This is a genomic window from Mycobacterium paraense (assembly GCF_002101815.1).
Lineage (GTDB): Bacteria > Actinomycetota > Actinomycetes > Mycobacteriales > Mycobacteriaceae > Mycobacterium > Mycobacterium paraense.
Genome location: NZ_LQPM01000007.1, coordinates 252,540 through 265,979 on the forward strand (window position 1 = coordinate 252,540; position 13,440 = coordinate 265,979).

Sequence of the window (13,440 nt, forward strand, 5' to 3'; positions counted from 1 at the left end):
AACGGTCCGACCTTTACGCCGGCCCGGTTGGGGTGCGGGGACGCGCGCTCGGGGGCGTAAAGAAACCGTAAAGGCGCACTGCGCCGCCGTTAGGAAAGTGTCAACCAAAGGCCCTTTCGGATGAACGCTGCCTAGTTTCAATCTGGCATTGCCTCCGAGTACTGCGCTGCGGCTGACTCGATGGGGCCGATAGGTGTGCGCGGAACTTATGCGGAATGGAGACACGATGGGCGTGTTGATCTACGTCGTGCTGACGATCGCGGTGTTCGCCGTGCTCGGGCTGACGCAAAAGCTGGTCGAGCGGCTGTGAGCTACGAAAACGTCATCGGCTTGGCGCTATCCGTGCTCCTCGCCGTGTATCTCGCGGCCGCGCTGCTGTTCCCGGAGAGGTTCTAGTGAGCACAACAACAGCGGGGATCATTTTCCTCGTCGTCCTCGTCGCGGCACTGGTGGTGGTGCATGTGCCGCTGGGCGACTACATGTATCGGGTGTACGCGTCGGAGGAGGACTCCGCCGCCGAGCGGGCGATCTACCGGCTGATCGGTGTCGATTCGCGCTCGGAGCAGACCTGGGGCGCCTACGCGCGCAGCGTGTTGGCGTTCTCGTCGGTCAGCATCCTGTTCCTGTTCGTGTTCCAGCTGGTGCAGGGCAAATTGCCGCTGCACCTGCACGATCCGGCCACCCAAATGACCCCCGGACTGGCGTGGAACACCGCCATCAGCTTCGTCACCAACACCAACTGGCAGGCCTACTCCGGCGAGTCGACGCAGGGCCATCTGGTGCAGATGGCCGGGCTCGCGGTGCAGAACTTCGTCTCGGCCGCCGTCGGGATGGCGGTGGCGATCGCGCTGGTCCGCGGGTTTGCCCGTAAGCGCACCGGGGATCTGGGCAACTTCTGGGTCGACCTGGTGCGCACGGTGCTGCGCATCCTGCTGCCCCTCTCGATCATCGGCGCGATCCTGCTCGTCGCCGGCGGCGCAATCCAGAACTTCCACCTGCACGACCAGGTCGCCTCCACCCTCGGCGGCGTCCAGCAGACGATCACCGGCGGTCCGGTGGCCAGCCAGGAGGCGATCAAGGAGCTCGGCACCAACGGCGGCGGGTTCTACAACGCCAACTCCGCGCACCCGCTCGAGAACCCGACGACGTGGACCAACTGGGTGGAGATCTTCCTGCTACTGGTGATCAGCTTCTCGCTGCCCCGCACCTTCGGACGCATGGTGGGCAGCACCAAGCAGGGCTACGCGATCGCCTCGGTGATGGCGAGCCTGTACGCGATCAGCGTGTCCTTCATGATGTGGTTCCAGCTGCAACACCACGGCACGGTGCCGACCGCCGTCGGCGCCGCCATGGAAGGCGTCGAACAGCGGTTCGGCGTCGCCGACTCGGCGGTGTTCGCCGACTCGACGACGCTCACCTCCACCGGTGCCGTCGACTCGTTCCACGACTCCTACACCAGCCTCGGCGGGATGATCACGATGTTCAACATGCAGCTCGGCGAGGTCGCCCCCGGCGGCACCGGGTCGGGCCTCTACGGCATGCTGATCCTGGCGGTGATCACCGTCTTCGTCGCCGGGCTGATGGTCGGGCGCACCCCGGAATACCTCGGGAAGAAGATCAATCCTCGCGAAATCAAGCTCGCCGCAAGCTATTTCCTGGTCACCCCGCTGATCGTGCTGACCGGCACCGCCGTCGCGATGGCGCTGCCGGGCGAGCGTGCCGGCATGGCCAACACCGGCCCCCACGGGCTGTCGGAGGTGCTGTACGCGTTCACCTCCGCCGCCAACAACAACGGCTCCGCGTTCGCCGGGATCAGCGTCAACACCAACTGGTACAACACCGCCCTGGGCCTGGCGATGGTGTTCGGCCGGTTCCTGCCGATGGTGCTCGTGCTCGCCCTGGCGGGCTCGCTCGCCAAGCAGGGCCACACGCCGGAATCGGCGGGCACGCTGCCGACCCATCGGCCGCAATTCGTCGGCATGGTCGCCGGCGTCACGGTGATCCTCGTCGCCCTCACGTTCCTGCCCATGCTCGCGCTGGGGCCCCTCGCCGAAGGAATCCACTGATGACCGCAACCACCATCGATCCGGCTGAGCAGACGCAGCCGGCGGACCACACCGGCCCGAAGCGGGTCCAGGGTGGCTTGCTCGACCCGAAGATGCTGTGGCGCTCGACGCCGGACGCGCTGCGCAAGCTCGACCCGCGCACCCTGTGGCGCAACCCGGTGATGTTCATCGTCGAAATCGGCGCCGCGTGGAGCACCTGGTTGGCGATCGTCAACGAGACCTGGTTCGCGTGGCTGATCGTGATATGGCTCTGGCTGACAGTGCTTTTCGCGAACCTCGCCGAGGCCGTGGCGGAAGGTCGCGGCAAGGCCCAGGCCGAGACTCTGCGCCGGGCGAAATCCCACACCGTGGCCCGGCGGCTGAAAAGGTGGGAACCCGGCGCCCCCGGGGTGGAAGAGGAAGTGGCGGCGCCGCTGCTGCAGCAGGGCGACATCGTCGTGGTCGAGGCCGGGCAGGTGATACCGGGCGACGGCGACGTGGTGGAAGGCATTGCGTCGGTGGACGAATCGGCGATCACCGGCGAGTCGGCGCCGGTGATTCGCGAGTCCGGCGGCGACCGTTCGGCGGTCACCGGCGGCACCACCGTGCTGAGCGACCGCATCGTCGTGCAGATCACCCAAAAGCCCGGGGAAAGCTTCATCGACCGGATGATCGCGCTCGTCGAGGGCGCCAACCGGCAGAAGACCCCGAACGAGATCGCGCTGAACATTCTGCTGGCCGCGCTGACGATCATCTTCATCTTCGCCGTCGCGACCCTGCAGCCGCTGGCGATCTACTCCAAGGCGAACAATCCCGGTGTGCCGGACACCCAGGCCCTCGACGCCAGCGGCGTCACCGGCATCGTGATGGTGTCGCTGCTGGTGTGCCTGATCCCGACGACGATCGGCGCGCTGCTCTCGGCGATCGGCATCGCCGGCATGGACCGGCTGGTGCAGCGCAACGTGCTGGCCATGTCGGGGCGCGCGGTGGAAGCCGCCGGCGACGTGAACACGCTGCTGCTCGACAAGACCGGCACCATCACCCTGGGCAACCGGCAGGCCGCGGCCTTCGTCCCCCTCGACGGGGTCACCAACGAGCAGCTGGCCGACGCGGCCCAATTGTCCAGCCTGGCAGACGAAACCCCGGAGGGACGTTCGATCGTCGTATACGCCAAGCAGCATTTCGGGCTCCGGGCGCGCACACCGGGCGAGCTCTCGCAGGCCCAATGGGTGGCCTTCTCGGCTACGACGCGGATGTCGGGCGTCGACCTCGACGGGCACCTGCTGCGCAAGGGCGCGGCCAGCTCGGTCGCGGAATGGGTACGCGCACAAGGCGGCAAGGTTCCGCATCAGCTCGGCGAGATCGTCGACGGCATCTCGGCGGGCGGCGGTACCCCGCTCGTCGTCGGCGAATGCCTGAACGGCGAAGCGGCCGTGCTCGGAGTCATCCACCTCAAGGACGTCGTCAAGCAGGGCATGCGCGAGCGTTTCGACGAGATGCGCAAGATGGGCATCCGCACGGTGATGATCACCGGTGATAACCCGTTGACCGCCAAGGCGATTGCCGACGAGGCCGGCGTCGACGACTTCCTCGCCGAGGCCACCCCCGAGGACAAGCTCGCGCTGATCAAGCGCGAGCAGGAGGGCGGCAAGCTGGTCGCGATGACCGGCGACGGCACCAATGACGCGCCGGCCCTCGCCCAGGCCGACGTGGGTGTGGCGATGAACACCGGCACCTCGGCCGCCAAAGAGGCCGGGAACATGGTCGATCTGGACTCCGACCCGACCAAGCTGATCGAGATCGTCGAGATCGGCAAGCAGCTGCTGATCACCCGCGGGGCGCTGACCACCTTCTCGATCGCCAACGACATCGCCAAGTACTTCGCGATCATCCCGGCGATGTTCGTCGCCCTGTTCCCCGGGCTGGACATGATCAATATCATGCGGCTGCACAGCCCGCAGTCGGCGATCCTGTCCGCGGTCATCTTCAACGCCATCATCATCGTCATGCTGATCCCGTTGTCGCTGCGCGGCGTGCGCTACACGCCGAGCAGCGCGTCAAAGCTGTTGAGCCGCAACCTGTATGTCTACGGGCTCGGCGGCATCGTCGCCCCGTTCATCGGGATCAAGGCAATCGACCTCCTCATCCAATTCGTCCCCGGGATGTCCTGACATGAAGTTCTCCAATTTCGTCCGCATGCACTGGGCGGCCTTGCGCGCGCTGCTGGTGCTGACGGTGCTCACCGGCCTGGCCTATCCCCTGCTCATCTGGCTCGTCGCGCAGATCCCGGGATTGCACGACAAGGCCGAAGGGTCGATCCTCACCGCGAACGGCAAGCCGGTCGGCAGCCGGCTGATCGGCCAGCTGTTCACCGACAAGGACGGCAACGCGCTGCCCAAGTACTTCCAGAGCCGCCCGTCGGCCGCCGGCACCGGCTACGACCCGCTCTCGTCGAGCGCGAGCAACCTCGGGCCGGAGAGCATCGTCGACACACCCGCCGACCCGTCGCAAATGACGGGCGGCAAGTCCGCGTCGGACGCGGGCTTCAAGCCGAGCCTGCTCACCCAGGTCTGCACGCGCAGCTCCGCGATCGGGCAGCTGGAGGGGGTGGACGGGTCACGCCCGTTCTGCACCGGCGGCGGCGTCGGCGCGGTGCTGTCGGTGATCGGCCCGCGCGACGCCGGCGGAAACGTCGCGCATCCGACCCGGGTGGTCAGCGTCAACGAGCCGTGCCAGTCGACGCAGGCCCCGTTCCTGTCGATCTACGAGGGGGTGCGGGTCGAGTGCGCCAAGTACGGCGAGGACTACACGATCGGCCAGATCGTGCCCGTCCGCGGCGCCGCGCCCGAACAGCCGGCCGTGCCGGCCGACGCGGTCACCGCCAGCGGTAGCGGCCTGGACCCGAACATCTCGCCGGCCTACGCCGACATCCAGGTCGCCAGGGTGGCCAAGGCCCGCCACGTCAGCCCGGAGCAGATCCGGGCGGTCCTCGCGCGCTTCCGCAGCGGCCGCGACCTCGGCTTCTTCGGTGAGCCGACCGTCAACGTCCTAGAGCTCAACCTGCAACTCGATCGCCAGTATCCGGTCTCGGGCTAGCCCCTAGGGGGATGATGGTTGACGTGAGCGTGACCGACCACCGTCCCAAGCGCGGGGAACTACGCATCTACCTCGGTGCGGCACCCGGTGTCGGCAAGACCTACGCGATGCTCGGCGAGGCCCACCGGCGGTTGGAACGCGGCACCGACGTGGTGGCGGCGGTGGTCGAGACCCACGGCCGCGCGAAAACCGCTGAGCTGATTGAGGGCATCGAGGTCATTCCGCCGCGCTTCGTCGAATACCGCGGCGGCACCTTCGCGGAACTCGACGTTCCCGCCGTGCTGGCGCGGCGCCCGCAGGTGGTACTGGTCGACGAGCTCGCCCACACCAACACGCCCGGCAGCAAGAACGAAAAGCGTTGGCAGGATGTCGAAGAGCTGCTGGACGCCGGGATCACCGTCATCTCCACCGTCAACATCCAGCACCTGGAAAGCCTCAACGACGTCGTCGCCCAGATCACCGGCATCGAACAGCAGGAGACCATCCCGGATTCGATCGTGCGCCAGGCTTCGCAGGTCGAACTCATCGACATCACCCCGGAAGCCCTGCGCCGCAGGCTGTCCCACGGCAACGTCTATGCTCCCGAGCGGATCGACGCGGCGCTGTCGAATTACTTCCGCCGCGGAAACCTCACCGCACTGCGGGAATTGGCGCTGCTGTGGCTGGCCGACCAGGTGGACACCGCGCTGGCCAAATACCGTGCCGAGAACAAGATCACCGACCTGTGGGAGGCACGGGAGCGCGTCGTGGTGGCGGTCACCGGTGGGCCGGAATCGGAGACGTTGGTGCGACGGGCATCCCGGATCGCGTCGAAGTCCAGCGCCGAGCTGATGGTGGTGCACGTCATCCGCGGTGACGGGTTGGCCGGTCTCTCGGAACGCAGAATGACCAAGGTGCGTGAGCTGGCGAACAGCCTGGATGCGTCCCTGCACACCGTGGTCGGTGACGACGTGCCCACGGCCCTGCTCGATTTCGCCCGCGAGAACAATGCGACGCAGCTGGTCATCGGCACGTCTCGACGATCCAGATGGGCGCGCATCTTCGAGGAGGGCATCGGCTCGGCCATCGTCCAGCGGTCCGGCAAGATCGACGTGCACATAGTCACCCACGATGAATCCAAGCGCGGCTTTCACCTGGCGTCGCTCGCGCCACGCGAGCGCCGGGTCGCCTCCTGGCTGGCGGCCGTCATCGTGCCGTCGGTCATTTGCGCCGTGACGGTGTCGCTGTTGGACCCGTACCTCAACAACGCCGGCGAGAGCGCGTTGTTCTTCGTCGGGGTGCTGTTTGTCGGGCTGTTCGGGGGCGTTGCGCCGGCAGTTCTTTCGGCGGTGCTGTCCGGGTTACTGCTGAACTACTATCTGACGGCCCCGCGGCACAGCTTCACCATCGCCGAGCCCAACAGCGCCATCACCGAGTTGGTGCTGATGATGATCGCGATCGCGGTCGCGGTCCTCGTCGACGGTGCCACCAAACGCACCCGCGAGGCCCGGCGCGCATCCCAGGAGGCCGAGCTGCTCACGCTGTTCGCCGGGTCGGTGCTGCGCGGCGCCGACCTCGAGACCCTGCTGGAGCGCGTGCGCGAGACCTATTCGCAGCGCGCCGTCAGCATGCTGCGCGAACCCAGCGAAGAAGAGCGCGCCAGCGGGAGGAAGGGCTACATCGTCGCCTGCGTGGGCAAAGATCCTTGTGTGAGCGTCGATTCGGCCGACACCGCGATCGAGGTCGGCGACCGGGATTTCCAGGAGTATTGGATGCTTCTGGCCGGCAAAAAGCTCTCCACGCGTGACCGCCGGGTGCTCAGCGCGGTGGCCAAGCAGGCGGCGGGCCTGATCAGGCAGCGCGAGTTGGCCGAGGAGGCCAGCCGCACCGAGGCGATCGTGCGAGCCGACGAACTGCGTCGCTCCCTGCTGTCGGCGGTCAGCCACGACCTGCGCACGCCGCTCGCCGCGGCCAAGGTGGCCGTGTCCAGTTTGCGCGCCGAGGATGTCGCCTTTTCCGCGCAGGACACGGCCGAATTGCTGGCCACCATCGAGGAGTCGATCGACCAGCTGACCGCGCTGGTCGGAAACCTGCTCGACTCCTCGCGCCTGGCCGCCGGCGTGATCCACCCGGACCTGCGGCGCGTCTATCTCGAGGAAACCGTGCAACGCGCCCTCGTCAGTATCGGCAAGGGCGCCACCGGCTTTTACCGATCGGCCATCGATCGAGTCAAGGTCGACGTGGGCGACGCCGTGGCGATGGCCGACGCCGGGCTGCTGGAACGGGTCTTGGCCAACCTGATCGACAACGCGCTGCGCTACGCGCCCAACTGCGTGGTCCGAGTCAACGCCGGGCGGGTGGGCGATCGCGTCCTGATCAACGTCATCGACGAGGGTCCCGGAATACCGAAAGGCACCGAGGACCAGATCTTTGAAGCCTTCCAGCGGCTCGGTGATCACGACAACACGACCGGCGTGGGCCTGGGCATGTCGGTGGCGCGCGGGTTCGTCGAGGCGATGGGCGGCACCATCTCCGCCGGCGACACCCCGGGCGGCGGGCTGACCGTCGTGGTGGATCTGGCCGCGCCGCAAGCGTTTGGTGCGCTATGACCCGGGTATTGGTGATCGACGACGAGCCGCACATCCTGCGCGCGCTGCGGATCAACCTGTCGGTGCGTGGCTACGAGGTCATCACCGCCTCGACCGGTGCCGGAGCGCTGCGCGCGGCCGCCGAGCACAAGCCCGACGTGGTGATCCTGGACCTCGGCCTGCCCGACATCTCCGGCATCGAGGTGTTGGCCGGCTTGCGCGGCTGGCTTTCGGCGCCGGTGATCGTGCTGTCGGCGCGCACGGATTCGTCCGACAAGGTCGAGGCCCTGGACGCCGGCGCCGATGACTACGTGACGAAACCCTTTGGGATGGACGAGTTTTTGGCGCGGCTCCGCGCCGCGGTGCGCCGCAATGCGGCGGCATCCGAAGTGGACGAGCCGGTGGTCGAGACCGACGCGTTCACCGTCGATCTGGCCGCGAAGAAGGTCACCAAGGACGGTGTGGAGGTGCACCTCACGCCGACCGAGTGGGGCATGCTCGAGGTGCTGGTGCGCAACCGAGGCAAACTGGTGGGTCGCGAGGAGTTGTTGAAAGAGGTGTGGGGGCCGGCGTATGCCACCGAAACGCATTACCTGCGCGTGTATCTGGCGCAGCTGCGGCGCAAGCTCGAGGATGACCCGTCGCATCCCAAGCACCTGTTGACCGAGTCAGGCATGGGCTACCGGTTCGAGGCCTGACGCCGGATCACGCCCGAGTCACATGCGCACCATGCGCCTTGGCTCGGAGGCACTTGGCTTTGTGCCCACCTCACTGGGGGTACCTCCCGCTTGCGGGGGACGACAACTTCGCCGCCGCCCGCGGCGCCACCAATCCTGCCGAAGTCCCATGCGCACCATGCGCCTCGGCTCGGAGGCACTTGCCTTTGTGCCCGCCTCATAGCGACAACTTCGCCGTCGCCCGCCGTGCCGCCACCAATCCTGCCGAAGTCCCATGCGCACCATGCGCCTCCGCCCGGAGGGACTTGGCTTTGTGCCCGCCTCACAGCGACAACTTCGCCGCCGCCCGCAGCGCGAGCACCCGTTGGTGTATTCGGTGTTCGGTGCCGCGCGGTATGTATCGCGGCCCGTACCGGCCTCGGCCCATGCGGCGCACCCGATCGCGACCCATCTCCCAACGCAGCGCGTCCGAAATGGTTTTCGACGCCCTGCCGGGGACGCAAAAGCCCTGCCTCTCAAGCGCCTCCCTCATTTCGGCCACCGTCGCCGGGCCATTGTGAGCGAGATGCATCGCGAGCACGTAGCGCAGCTCGATTCCTTTGAGGTTCATTGCCGCAGGGTGGCATACCGGTCTGACATAACCGACGTTGTCGCTATGAGGCGGGCACAAAGGGTGCCGCTCCGCCCAGGGGTCAGTGTGGCGGACGTGATCATTGTGGCCGACGTGACTAGTCGGCAACCGCGCGATCGCGTCGCCTCAAATTGTCGCTATGAGGCGGGCACAAAGGGTGCCCCCTTCCGCGCAGGGGCCAGTGTGCCGGATGTGACTCAGTCGGCGATCGACAGCACGATGCCGTCCAAAATGTCGTGTTCGCTGACGATCAGCTCGTCGATGCCGGCGCGCTCGCGCAGCTCGCGCGCCAATTCCTCCACCACGATCGCGCCGCCGCCGATCACGTCGGCCCGGCCCTCGTGCATCGGCGGCAGCGCCGCCCGCTCCGATCGCGTCATGCCGATCAGCCGCTCGCAGACGGCCAGCAGGTCGCCGCCCGGGACGCGCGAAAGATGAATGGCCGCAGAGTCATACGTCGTCATGTTGTGCGCCAGCGCGGACAGCGTCGTCATCGTCCCGGCGAGCCCGACCCAGGTCCGCGCCCCCTCGACGGGCACCACGCCCAGCGCGACGCCGAGCCGCTCGCGCACCACCCCGCGGGCAGCCGCCACTTCCTGCGGCGTCGGCGGATCCGAATGCAGGCAGCGCTCCGTGAGCCGGACACACCCGATGTCCGCCGAGTAGCTGGCCACCACCGCATCCCCACCGACCACGATCTCGGTCGAGCCGCCACCGAGGTCAACAACAACGAAAGGCGCTCCGGCACTGTCCAATTCACCGACGGCGCCGCGGAAGGACAGCTCCGCCTCCTCGGCACCGGTGATCACCTCCGCAACCGCGCCCGGCAACACGGCGCCCAGCACCTCGGCCGTCATCGCGAAGAAGACGTCGCGATTCGCGACGTCGCGAGCCGCCGAGGTGGCCACCATGCGCACCCGCTCGACGCCGTGCTCCTTCAGCAGCGAAGCGTAATCGGCCAGTGCGGCGCGGGTTCGGGCGATCGCGTCCGGCGCGAACTCACCCGTCGCGTCGACGCCCTGGCCCAACCGCACGATCCGCGTCTCGCGATGCACGTCGCGCAGCCGGCCACCGTCGGCGTCGGCGATCAGCAAGCGAATCGAGTTGGTACCGCAATCGATTGCGGCGAGCCGGCTCACCACTGCCCCGCCACCAACACCGAGGCCATCGCGGGGTCGGTGGCCAGGACGGCCAACGCCTCGTCGCCAAGCGGATTCACGCCCGGACCCTTGGCCAGCGAGTGCGCGATCAGCACGTGCAGGCACTTGACCCTGTCCGGCATTCCTCCGGCGGAGAAGGTGGTCCCCAACGGCTCGATCGCGTCGCGCTCGGCCAAATACGACTCGTGGGCTCGGCGGTACGCGGCGGCCAGTTCGGGGTCCTGCCGCAACCGCTCGGTCATCTCGCGCATCAATCCCGTCGTCTCGAGCCGGCTCGCGGCCGCGGTCAGCGCCGGATGCGTCAGGTAGTACAACGTCGGAAAGGGCGTGCCGTCAGGAAGTTTCGGCGCCGTCTTCACCACGCCCGGCTCGCCGTTGGGACAACGGTAGGCGACCTCCAGCACTCCGCGCGGCTCACGCCCGAGCTGACGCGCCACCGCATCCAGGTCGGCACGGTCAACCACCGGGGGTCGGGGGTGTCGGCGGCTCGGGCGGCGCCGGCGGCGCCGGCGGCAGGTGCGGGGCATCGGCGATGGTGTGCCACAGCGACGTGTACCACGGGTCGTGGCTGGCCGGCTTTGTCGCGTCCGCTCCGGGCTGCGAGGGCACCGCCGCGCTGGGCGGTAGCTGAACCTGGAACGGGATGTCCCCGGGCATCACGAAACCCAGGCGCTCGCGGGCCTGCGCCGCAATGTACGCGGGGTCACCGAGCTTCACCTTCTTCTGTTCCAGGTCGGCGATCTGACGGCGCAACGCGGCCTCGCTGGCGGCCAACTGGTTCATCTCGGTGCGCTGCGCGAAGTAGGTGCGCACCGGGCCCGCGATGGTGAGCGTGAGCACGCAGATCACCGCGGCCAGCACCGCCGCCCGCCGCGCGGTGAACCCCAGCCGCTGATCGGACCGCTGTTCGACGGATTCCGCGACCTGCCGCTTGATGGGCTCGACGACACGCTCCTGCAGCGAGCGGGTCGTGTGGTTGGCCGTTTGCCCAGGCTTGGAAGGCTTGACGGCGCGGCGGCGCCGAACCGAATCGCCGGCCTTCCCCGGGCGCGATGCCGGGGACCGCCGCTTCGGATCGGGCTTGGGCGTCAAAGGTGTTTCAACCTATTTCTGATCCAGCGCGTACCGGGGGAACGCCAGATCGCCTGCGTATCGTGCCGCGTCACCGAGGGCTTCCTCGATCCGCAACAGCTGATTGTATTTGGCCACGCGCTCGCTGCGGGCGGGCGCGCCGGTCTTGATCTGGCCGGAACCGACGGCCACGGCCAGGTCGGCGATCGTGGTGTCTTCGGTCTCGCCGCTGCGATGGCTCATCATCGTGCGGTATCCGCTGTGGTGGGCCAGCGCGACGGCGTCGAGCGTCTCGGTCAGCGTCCCGATCTGATTCACCTTGACCAGCAAGGCGTTTGCGACGCCCTTGTCGATCCCCTCTTCCAGGCGCTCGGGGTTGGTGACGAAGATGTCGTCGCCGACGATCTGCACCCGGTCGCCGATCGAGGCGGTCAGCGCCGCCCATCCGTCCCAATCATCCTCGGACAGCGGGTCTTCCAGGGACACCAGCGGATAGGAGCCTAGCAGCCCGGCGTAGAACTCCGCCATCTGCTCGGCGGTGCGGGTCGAGCCTTCGAAGGTGTAACCGGTGCCGTCGGTGTAGAACTCGGTGGCCGCCGCGTCGAGTGCCAGGGCGACATCGGTGCCGAGTTTGAAGCCGGCCGATTCGATGGCCCGGCCGATCAGGTCCAGCGCCGCGGTGGTGCCGGCCACGTCGGGGGCGAACCCGCCCTCGTCGCCCAGGCCGGTCGACAGCCCCTCCTTCTTCAGCACGGACTTGAGTGCGTGGTACACCTCGGCGCCCCACCGCAACGCCTCGGCGAAGCTGGGCGCGCCGATCGGCGCCACCATGAACTCCTGGATGTCGACGGCGGTGTCGGCGTGGGCACCGCCGTTGAGGATGTTCATCATGGGCACCGGCAGGATGTGCGCGTTGGGGCCGCCGAGGTAGCGGAACAGTGGCAACTCGGCGGAATCGGCGGCCGCTTTCGCGACGGCCAGCGAGACGCCCAGGATGGCGTTGCCGCCCAGCCGGGACTTGTCGGGGGTGCCGTCGAGGTCCACCAGCGCCTGGTCCACCAGCCGCTGGTCGTCGGCGGCCAGGCCGATGACCGCCGGACCGATTTCGTCGAGCACGGCCTGCACCGCCTTCCGCACGCCCTTGCCGCCGTAACGCTCCCCGCCGTCGCGCAACTCGACGGCCTCGTGCTCGCCCGTCGACGCGCCGGACGGCACCGCGGCGCGGGCAAACGTCCCGTCCATCAGAGCGATCTCGACCTCTACGGTCGGGTTACCGCGGGAGTCGAGGATCTCGCGGGCCCCGACCTGCTCGATAATCGGCACTGGTTCTCCTTGCGTCGTAAAGCATGGGTCAGCGATACATCCTGCTACAGCGGATGACCCGCCGCGTAGGCGGTCGCCCAGTCCCGCACCGCCCGCGCGTAGACGCCGGAGTTGTTGTAGGCCCGCAGCGCGGTGATCCACCCCCGCGGTGTCCCGAGGTCTTTTCCGCGCCAGCACAGGTAACCCGCCGCCGCCAGCGCGGCATCGTCGATGTTGTCCGGGCTGACGCGGCCGTCGTTGTGGGCGTCCACTCCGTACAACCGCCAGGTCTCGGGGATGAACTGCATCGGGCCCATCGCGCGCACCACGCCCGGCTCGCCGGCGCCGCCTTCCTCGGCGTCGACGATGCGCAGGGTCCCGCCGCTGCCGTCCAGCCGAACGCCGCGAATCGGCGGGCTCACGTCCCCGTTCGGCGACAGGGTCGCGCCCCGGTAGGTGCCGTGGTGGCTCTCGACCTGACCGATGCCCGCCAGCGTGGTCCACGCGATGTGGCATTTGGGGTTCTCGACCTCGGCGACCCGGGCGGCATACGCGTAGGCCTCCAGCGCGATCACCGGAATCTCCAACGCTGCCGACCGTTGCTGGGCCCATTGGCGCAACTGGTCCGCGGGCCGGCCGCTGACGTGGGTGTCCACCGGCGGCACCGGATCCCCGACCGGCGGCGGAACACCGGCGGGGATGAACAGGCTGAGCTGCCAGGTACAGCTGGACGCGAGAAGCATGGCGGTCGCGCCGATGACGGCGGCCGCACGCAACCAACGCCCCGGCGACACCATGCCCGTTTAAGCTCCCCTACTGCTCCCCTGCACCAACTTCGGCCACAACCATCGTCCCACGGGTTTTGCGGCTACCCCGTTGATTCCTCGCCCC

General features: G+C 68.1%; 13 protein-coding genes. 7 read left to right on the top strand and 6 right to left on the bottom strand.

From position 1 onward, the window contains the following. The first annotated feature begins 208 nt into the window (after positions 1-208). From AWB89_RS27885 to AWB89_RS06190, 7 genes are read left to right on the top strand one after another with little or no spacing between them, the layout of a single operon-like run. Entirely contained in the window at positions 209-310 is a 102-nt protein-coding gene (locus tag AWB89_RS27885; RefSeq protein WP_241519386.1) for a potassium ABC transporter ATPase, read from the top strand. Then, positions 307-396: a K(+)-transporting ATPase subunit F gene (kdpF, locus tag AWB89_RS27890; protein ID WP_139830713.1), complete on the top strand. Its 90-nt coding sequence runs from the start codon at positions 307-309 to the stop codon at positions 394-396. The genes AWB89_RS27885 and kdpF overlap by 4 nt, the downstream gene beginning before the upstream one ends. Beyond that, positions 396-2,066 carry a potassium-transporting ATPase subunit KdpA gene (gene kdpA, locus AWB89_RS06170; RefSeq protein ID WP_085172228.1) on the top strand — a complete coding sequence of 557 codons (1,671 nt, stop codon included), beginning with the start codon at positions 396-398 and terminating at the stop codon, positions 2,064-2,066. Before kdpF ends, kdpA begins: the two co-directional genes overlap by 1 nt. Further along, complete coding sequence (gene kdpB / locus AWB89_RS06175; protein ID WP_085099327.1) at positions 2,066-4,216, top strand: potassium-transporting ATPase subunit KdpB; 2,151 nt, start codon at positions 2,066-2,068, stop codon at positions 4,214-4,216. The genes kdpA and kdpB overlap by 1 nt, the downstream gene beginning before the upstream one ends. 1 nt (position 4,217) lies before the next feature. After that, the gene (locus tag AWB89_RS06180) at positions 4,218-5,141 is read left to right on the top strand and encodes a potassium-transporting ATPase subunit C (protein WP_085099324.1); all 924 of its coding nucleotides are present in this window, start codon (positions 4,218-4,220) and stop codon (positions 5,139-5,141) included. 11 nt (positions 5,142-5,152) lie between these two features. Beyond that, a complete protein-coding gene (locus AWB89_RS06185; RefSeq protein ID WP_085172231.1) occupies positions 5,153-7,729 on the top strand; it encodes a sensor histidine kinase in 2,577 nt (858 codons plus the stop codon). Next, positions 7,726-8,406, top strand: coding sequence for a response regulator (locus AWB89_RS06190; protein ID WP_066965965.1), 681 nt, complete (start codon positions 7,726-7,728; stop codon positions 8,404-8,406). Before AWB89_RS06185 ends, AWB89_RS06190 begins: the two co-directional genes overlap by 4 nt. A 301-nt stretch (positions 8,407-8,707) precedes the next feature. Here AWB89_RS06190 and AWB89_RS06195 read toward each other — a convergent pair whose 3' ends face one another. The 6 genes from AWB89_RS06195 to AWB89_RS06220 form a co-directional block, all read right to left on the bottom strand. Then, positions 8,708-8,995: a hypothetical protein gene (locus AWB89_RS06195; RefSeq protein WP_085172232.1), complete on the bottom strand. Its 288-nt coding sequence runs from the start codon at positions 8,993-8,995 to the stop codon at positions 8,708-8,710. A gap of 218 nt (positions 8,996-9,213) precedes the next feature. Then, positions 9,214-10,158 (bottom strand): Ppx/GppA phosphatase family protein, encoded by a 945-nt coding sequence (locus AWB89_RS06200; RefSeq protein ID WP_139830712.1) that lies wholly within the window; start codon positions 10,156-10,158, stop codon positions 9,214-9,216. Continuing rightward, a complete protein-coding gene (locus tag AWB89_RS06205) occupies positions 10,152-10,640 on the bottom strand; it encodes a DUF501 domain-containing protein (protein ID WP_085099312.1) in 489 nt (162 codons plus the stop codon). Before AWB89_RS06205 ends, AWB89_RS06200 begins: the two co-directional genes overlap by 7 nt. Beyond that, positions 10,633-11,268 carry an FtsB family cell division protein gene (locus tag AWB89_RS06210; protein WP_085099309.1) on the bottom strand — a complete coding sequence of 212 codons (636 nt, stop codon included), beginning with the start codon at positions 11,266-11,268 and terminating at the stop codon, positions 10,633-10,635. Before AWB89_RS06210 ends, AWB89_RS06205 begins: the two co-directional genes overlap by 8 nt. A 12-nt stretch (positions 11,269-11,280) precedes the next feature. After that, positions 11,281-12,570, bottom strand: coding sequence for a phosphopyruvate hydratase (eno, locus tag AWB89_RS06215; RefSeq protein WP_085172234.1), 1,290 nt, complete (start codon positions 12,568-12,570; stop codon positions 11,281-11,283). A gap of 44 nt (positions 12,571-12,614) precedes the next feature. After that, positions 12,615-13,343 (bottom strand): lytic transglycosylase domain-containing protein, encoded by a 729-nt coding sequence (locus tag AWB89_RS06220; protein ID WP_142282473.1) that lies wholly within the window; start codon positions 13,341-13,343, stop codon positions 12,615-12,617. Positions 13,344-13,440: the final 97 nt, after the last annotated feature.

Bases quoted from the DNA above. Each gene is read 5' to 3' on its own strand.
- AWB89_RS06180 (WP_085099324.1), top strand. From the start codon at position 4,218: ATGAAGTTCTCCAATTTCGTCCGCATGCACTGGGCGGCCTTGCGCGCG.
- kdpB (WP_085099327.1), top strand. From the start codon at position 2,066: ATGACCGCAACCACCATCGATCCGGCTGAGCAGACGCAGCCGGCGGAC.
- AWB89_RS06195 (WP_085172232.1), bottom strand. From the start codon at position 8,995: ATGAACCTCAAAGGAATCGAGCTGCGCTACGTGCTCGCGATGCATCTC.
- AWB89_RS06190 (WP_066965965.1), top strand. From the start codon at position 7,726: ATGACCCGGGTATTGGTGATCGACGACGAGCCGCACATCCTGCGCGCG.
- AWB89_RS27885 (WP_241519386.1), top strand. From the start codon at position 209: ATGCGGAATGGAGACACGATGGGCGTGTTGATCTACGTCGTGCTGACG.
- AWB89_RS06185 (WP_085172231.1), top strand. From the start codon at position 5,153: ATGATGGTTGACGTGAGCGTGACCGACCACCGTCCCAAGCGCGGGGAA.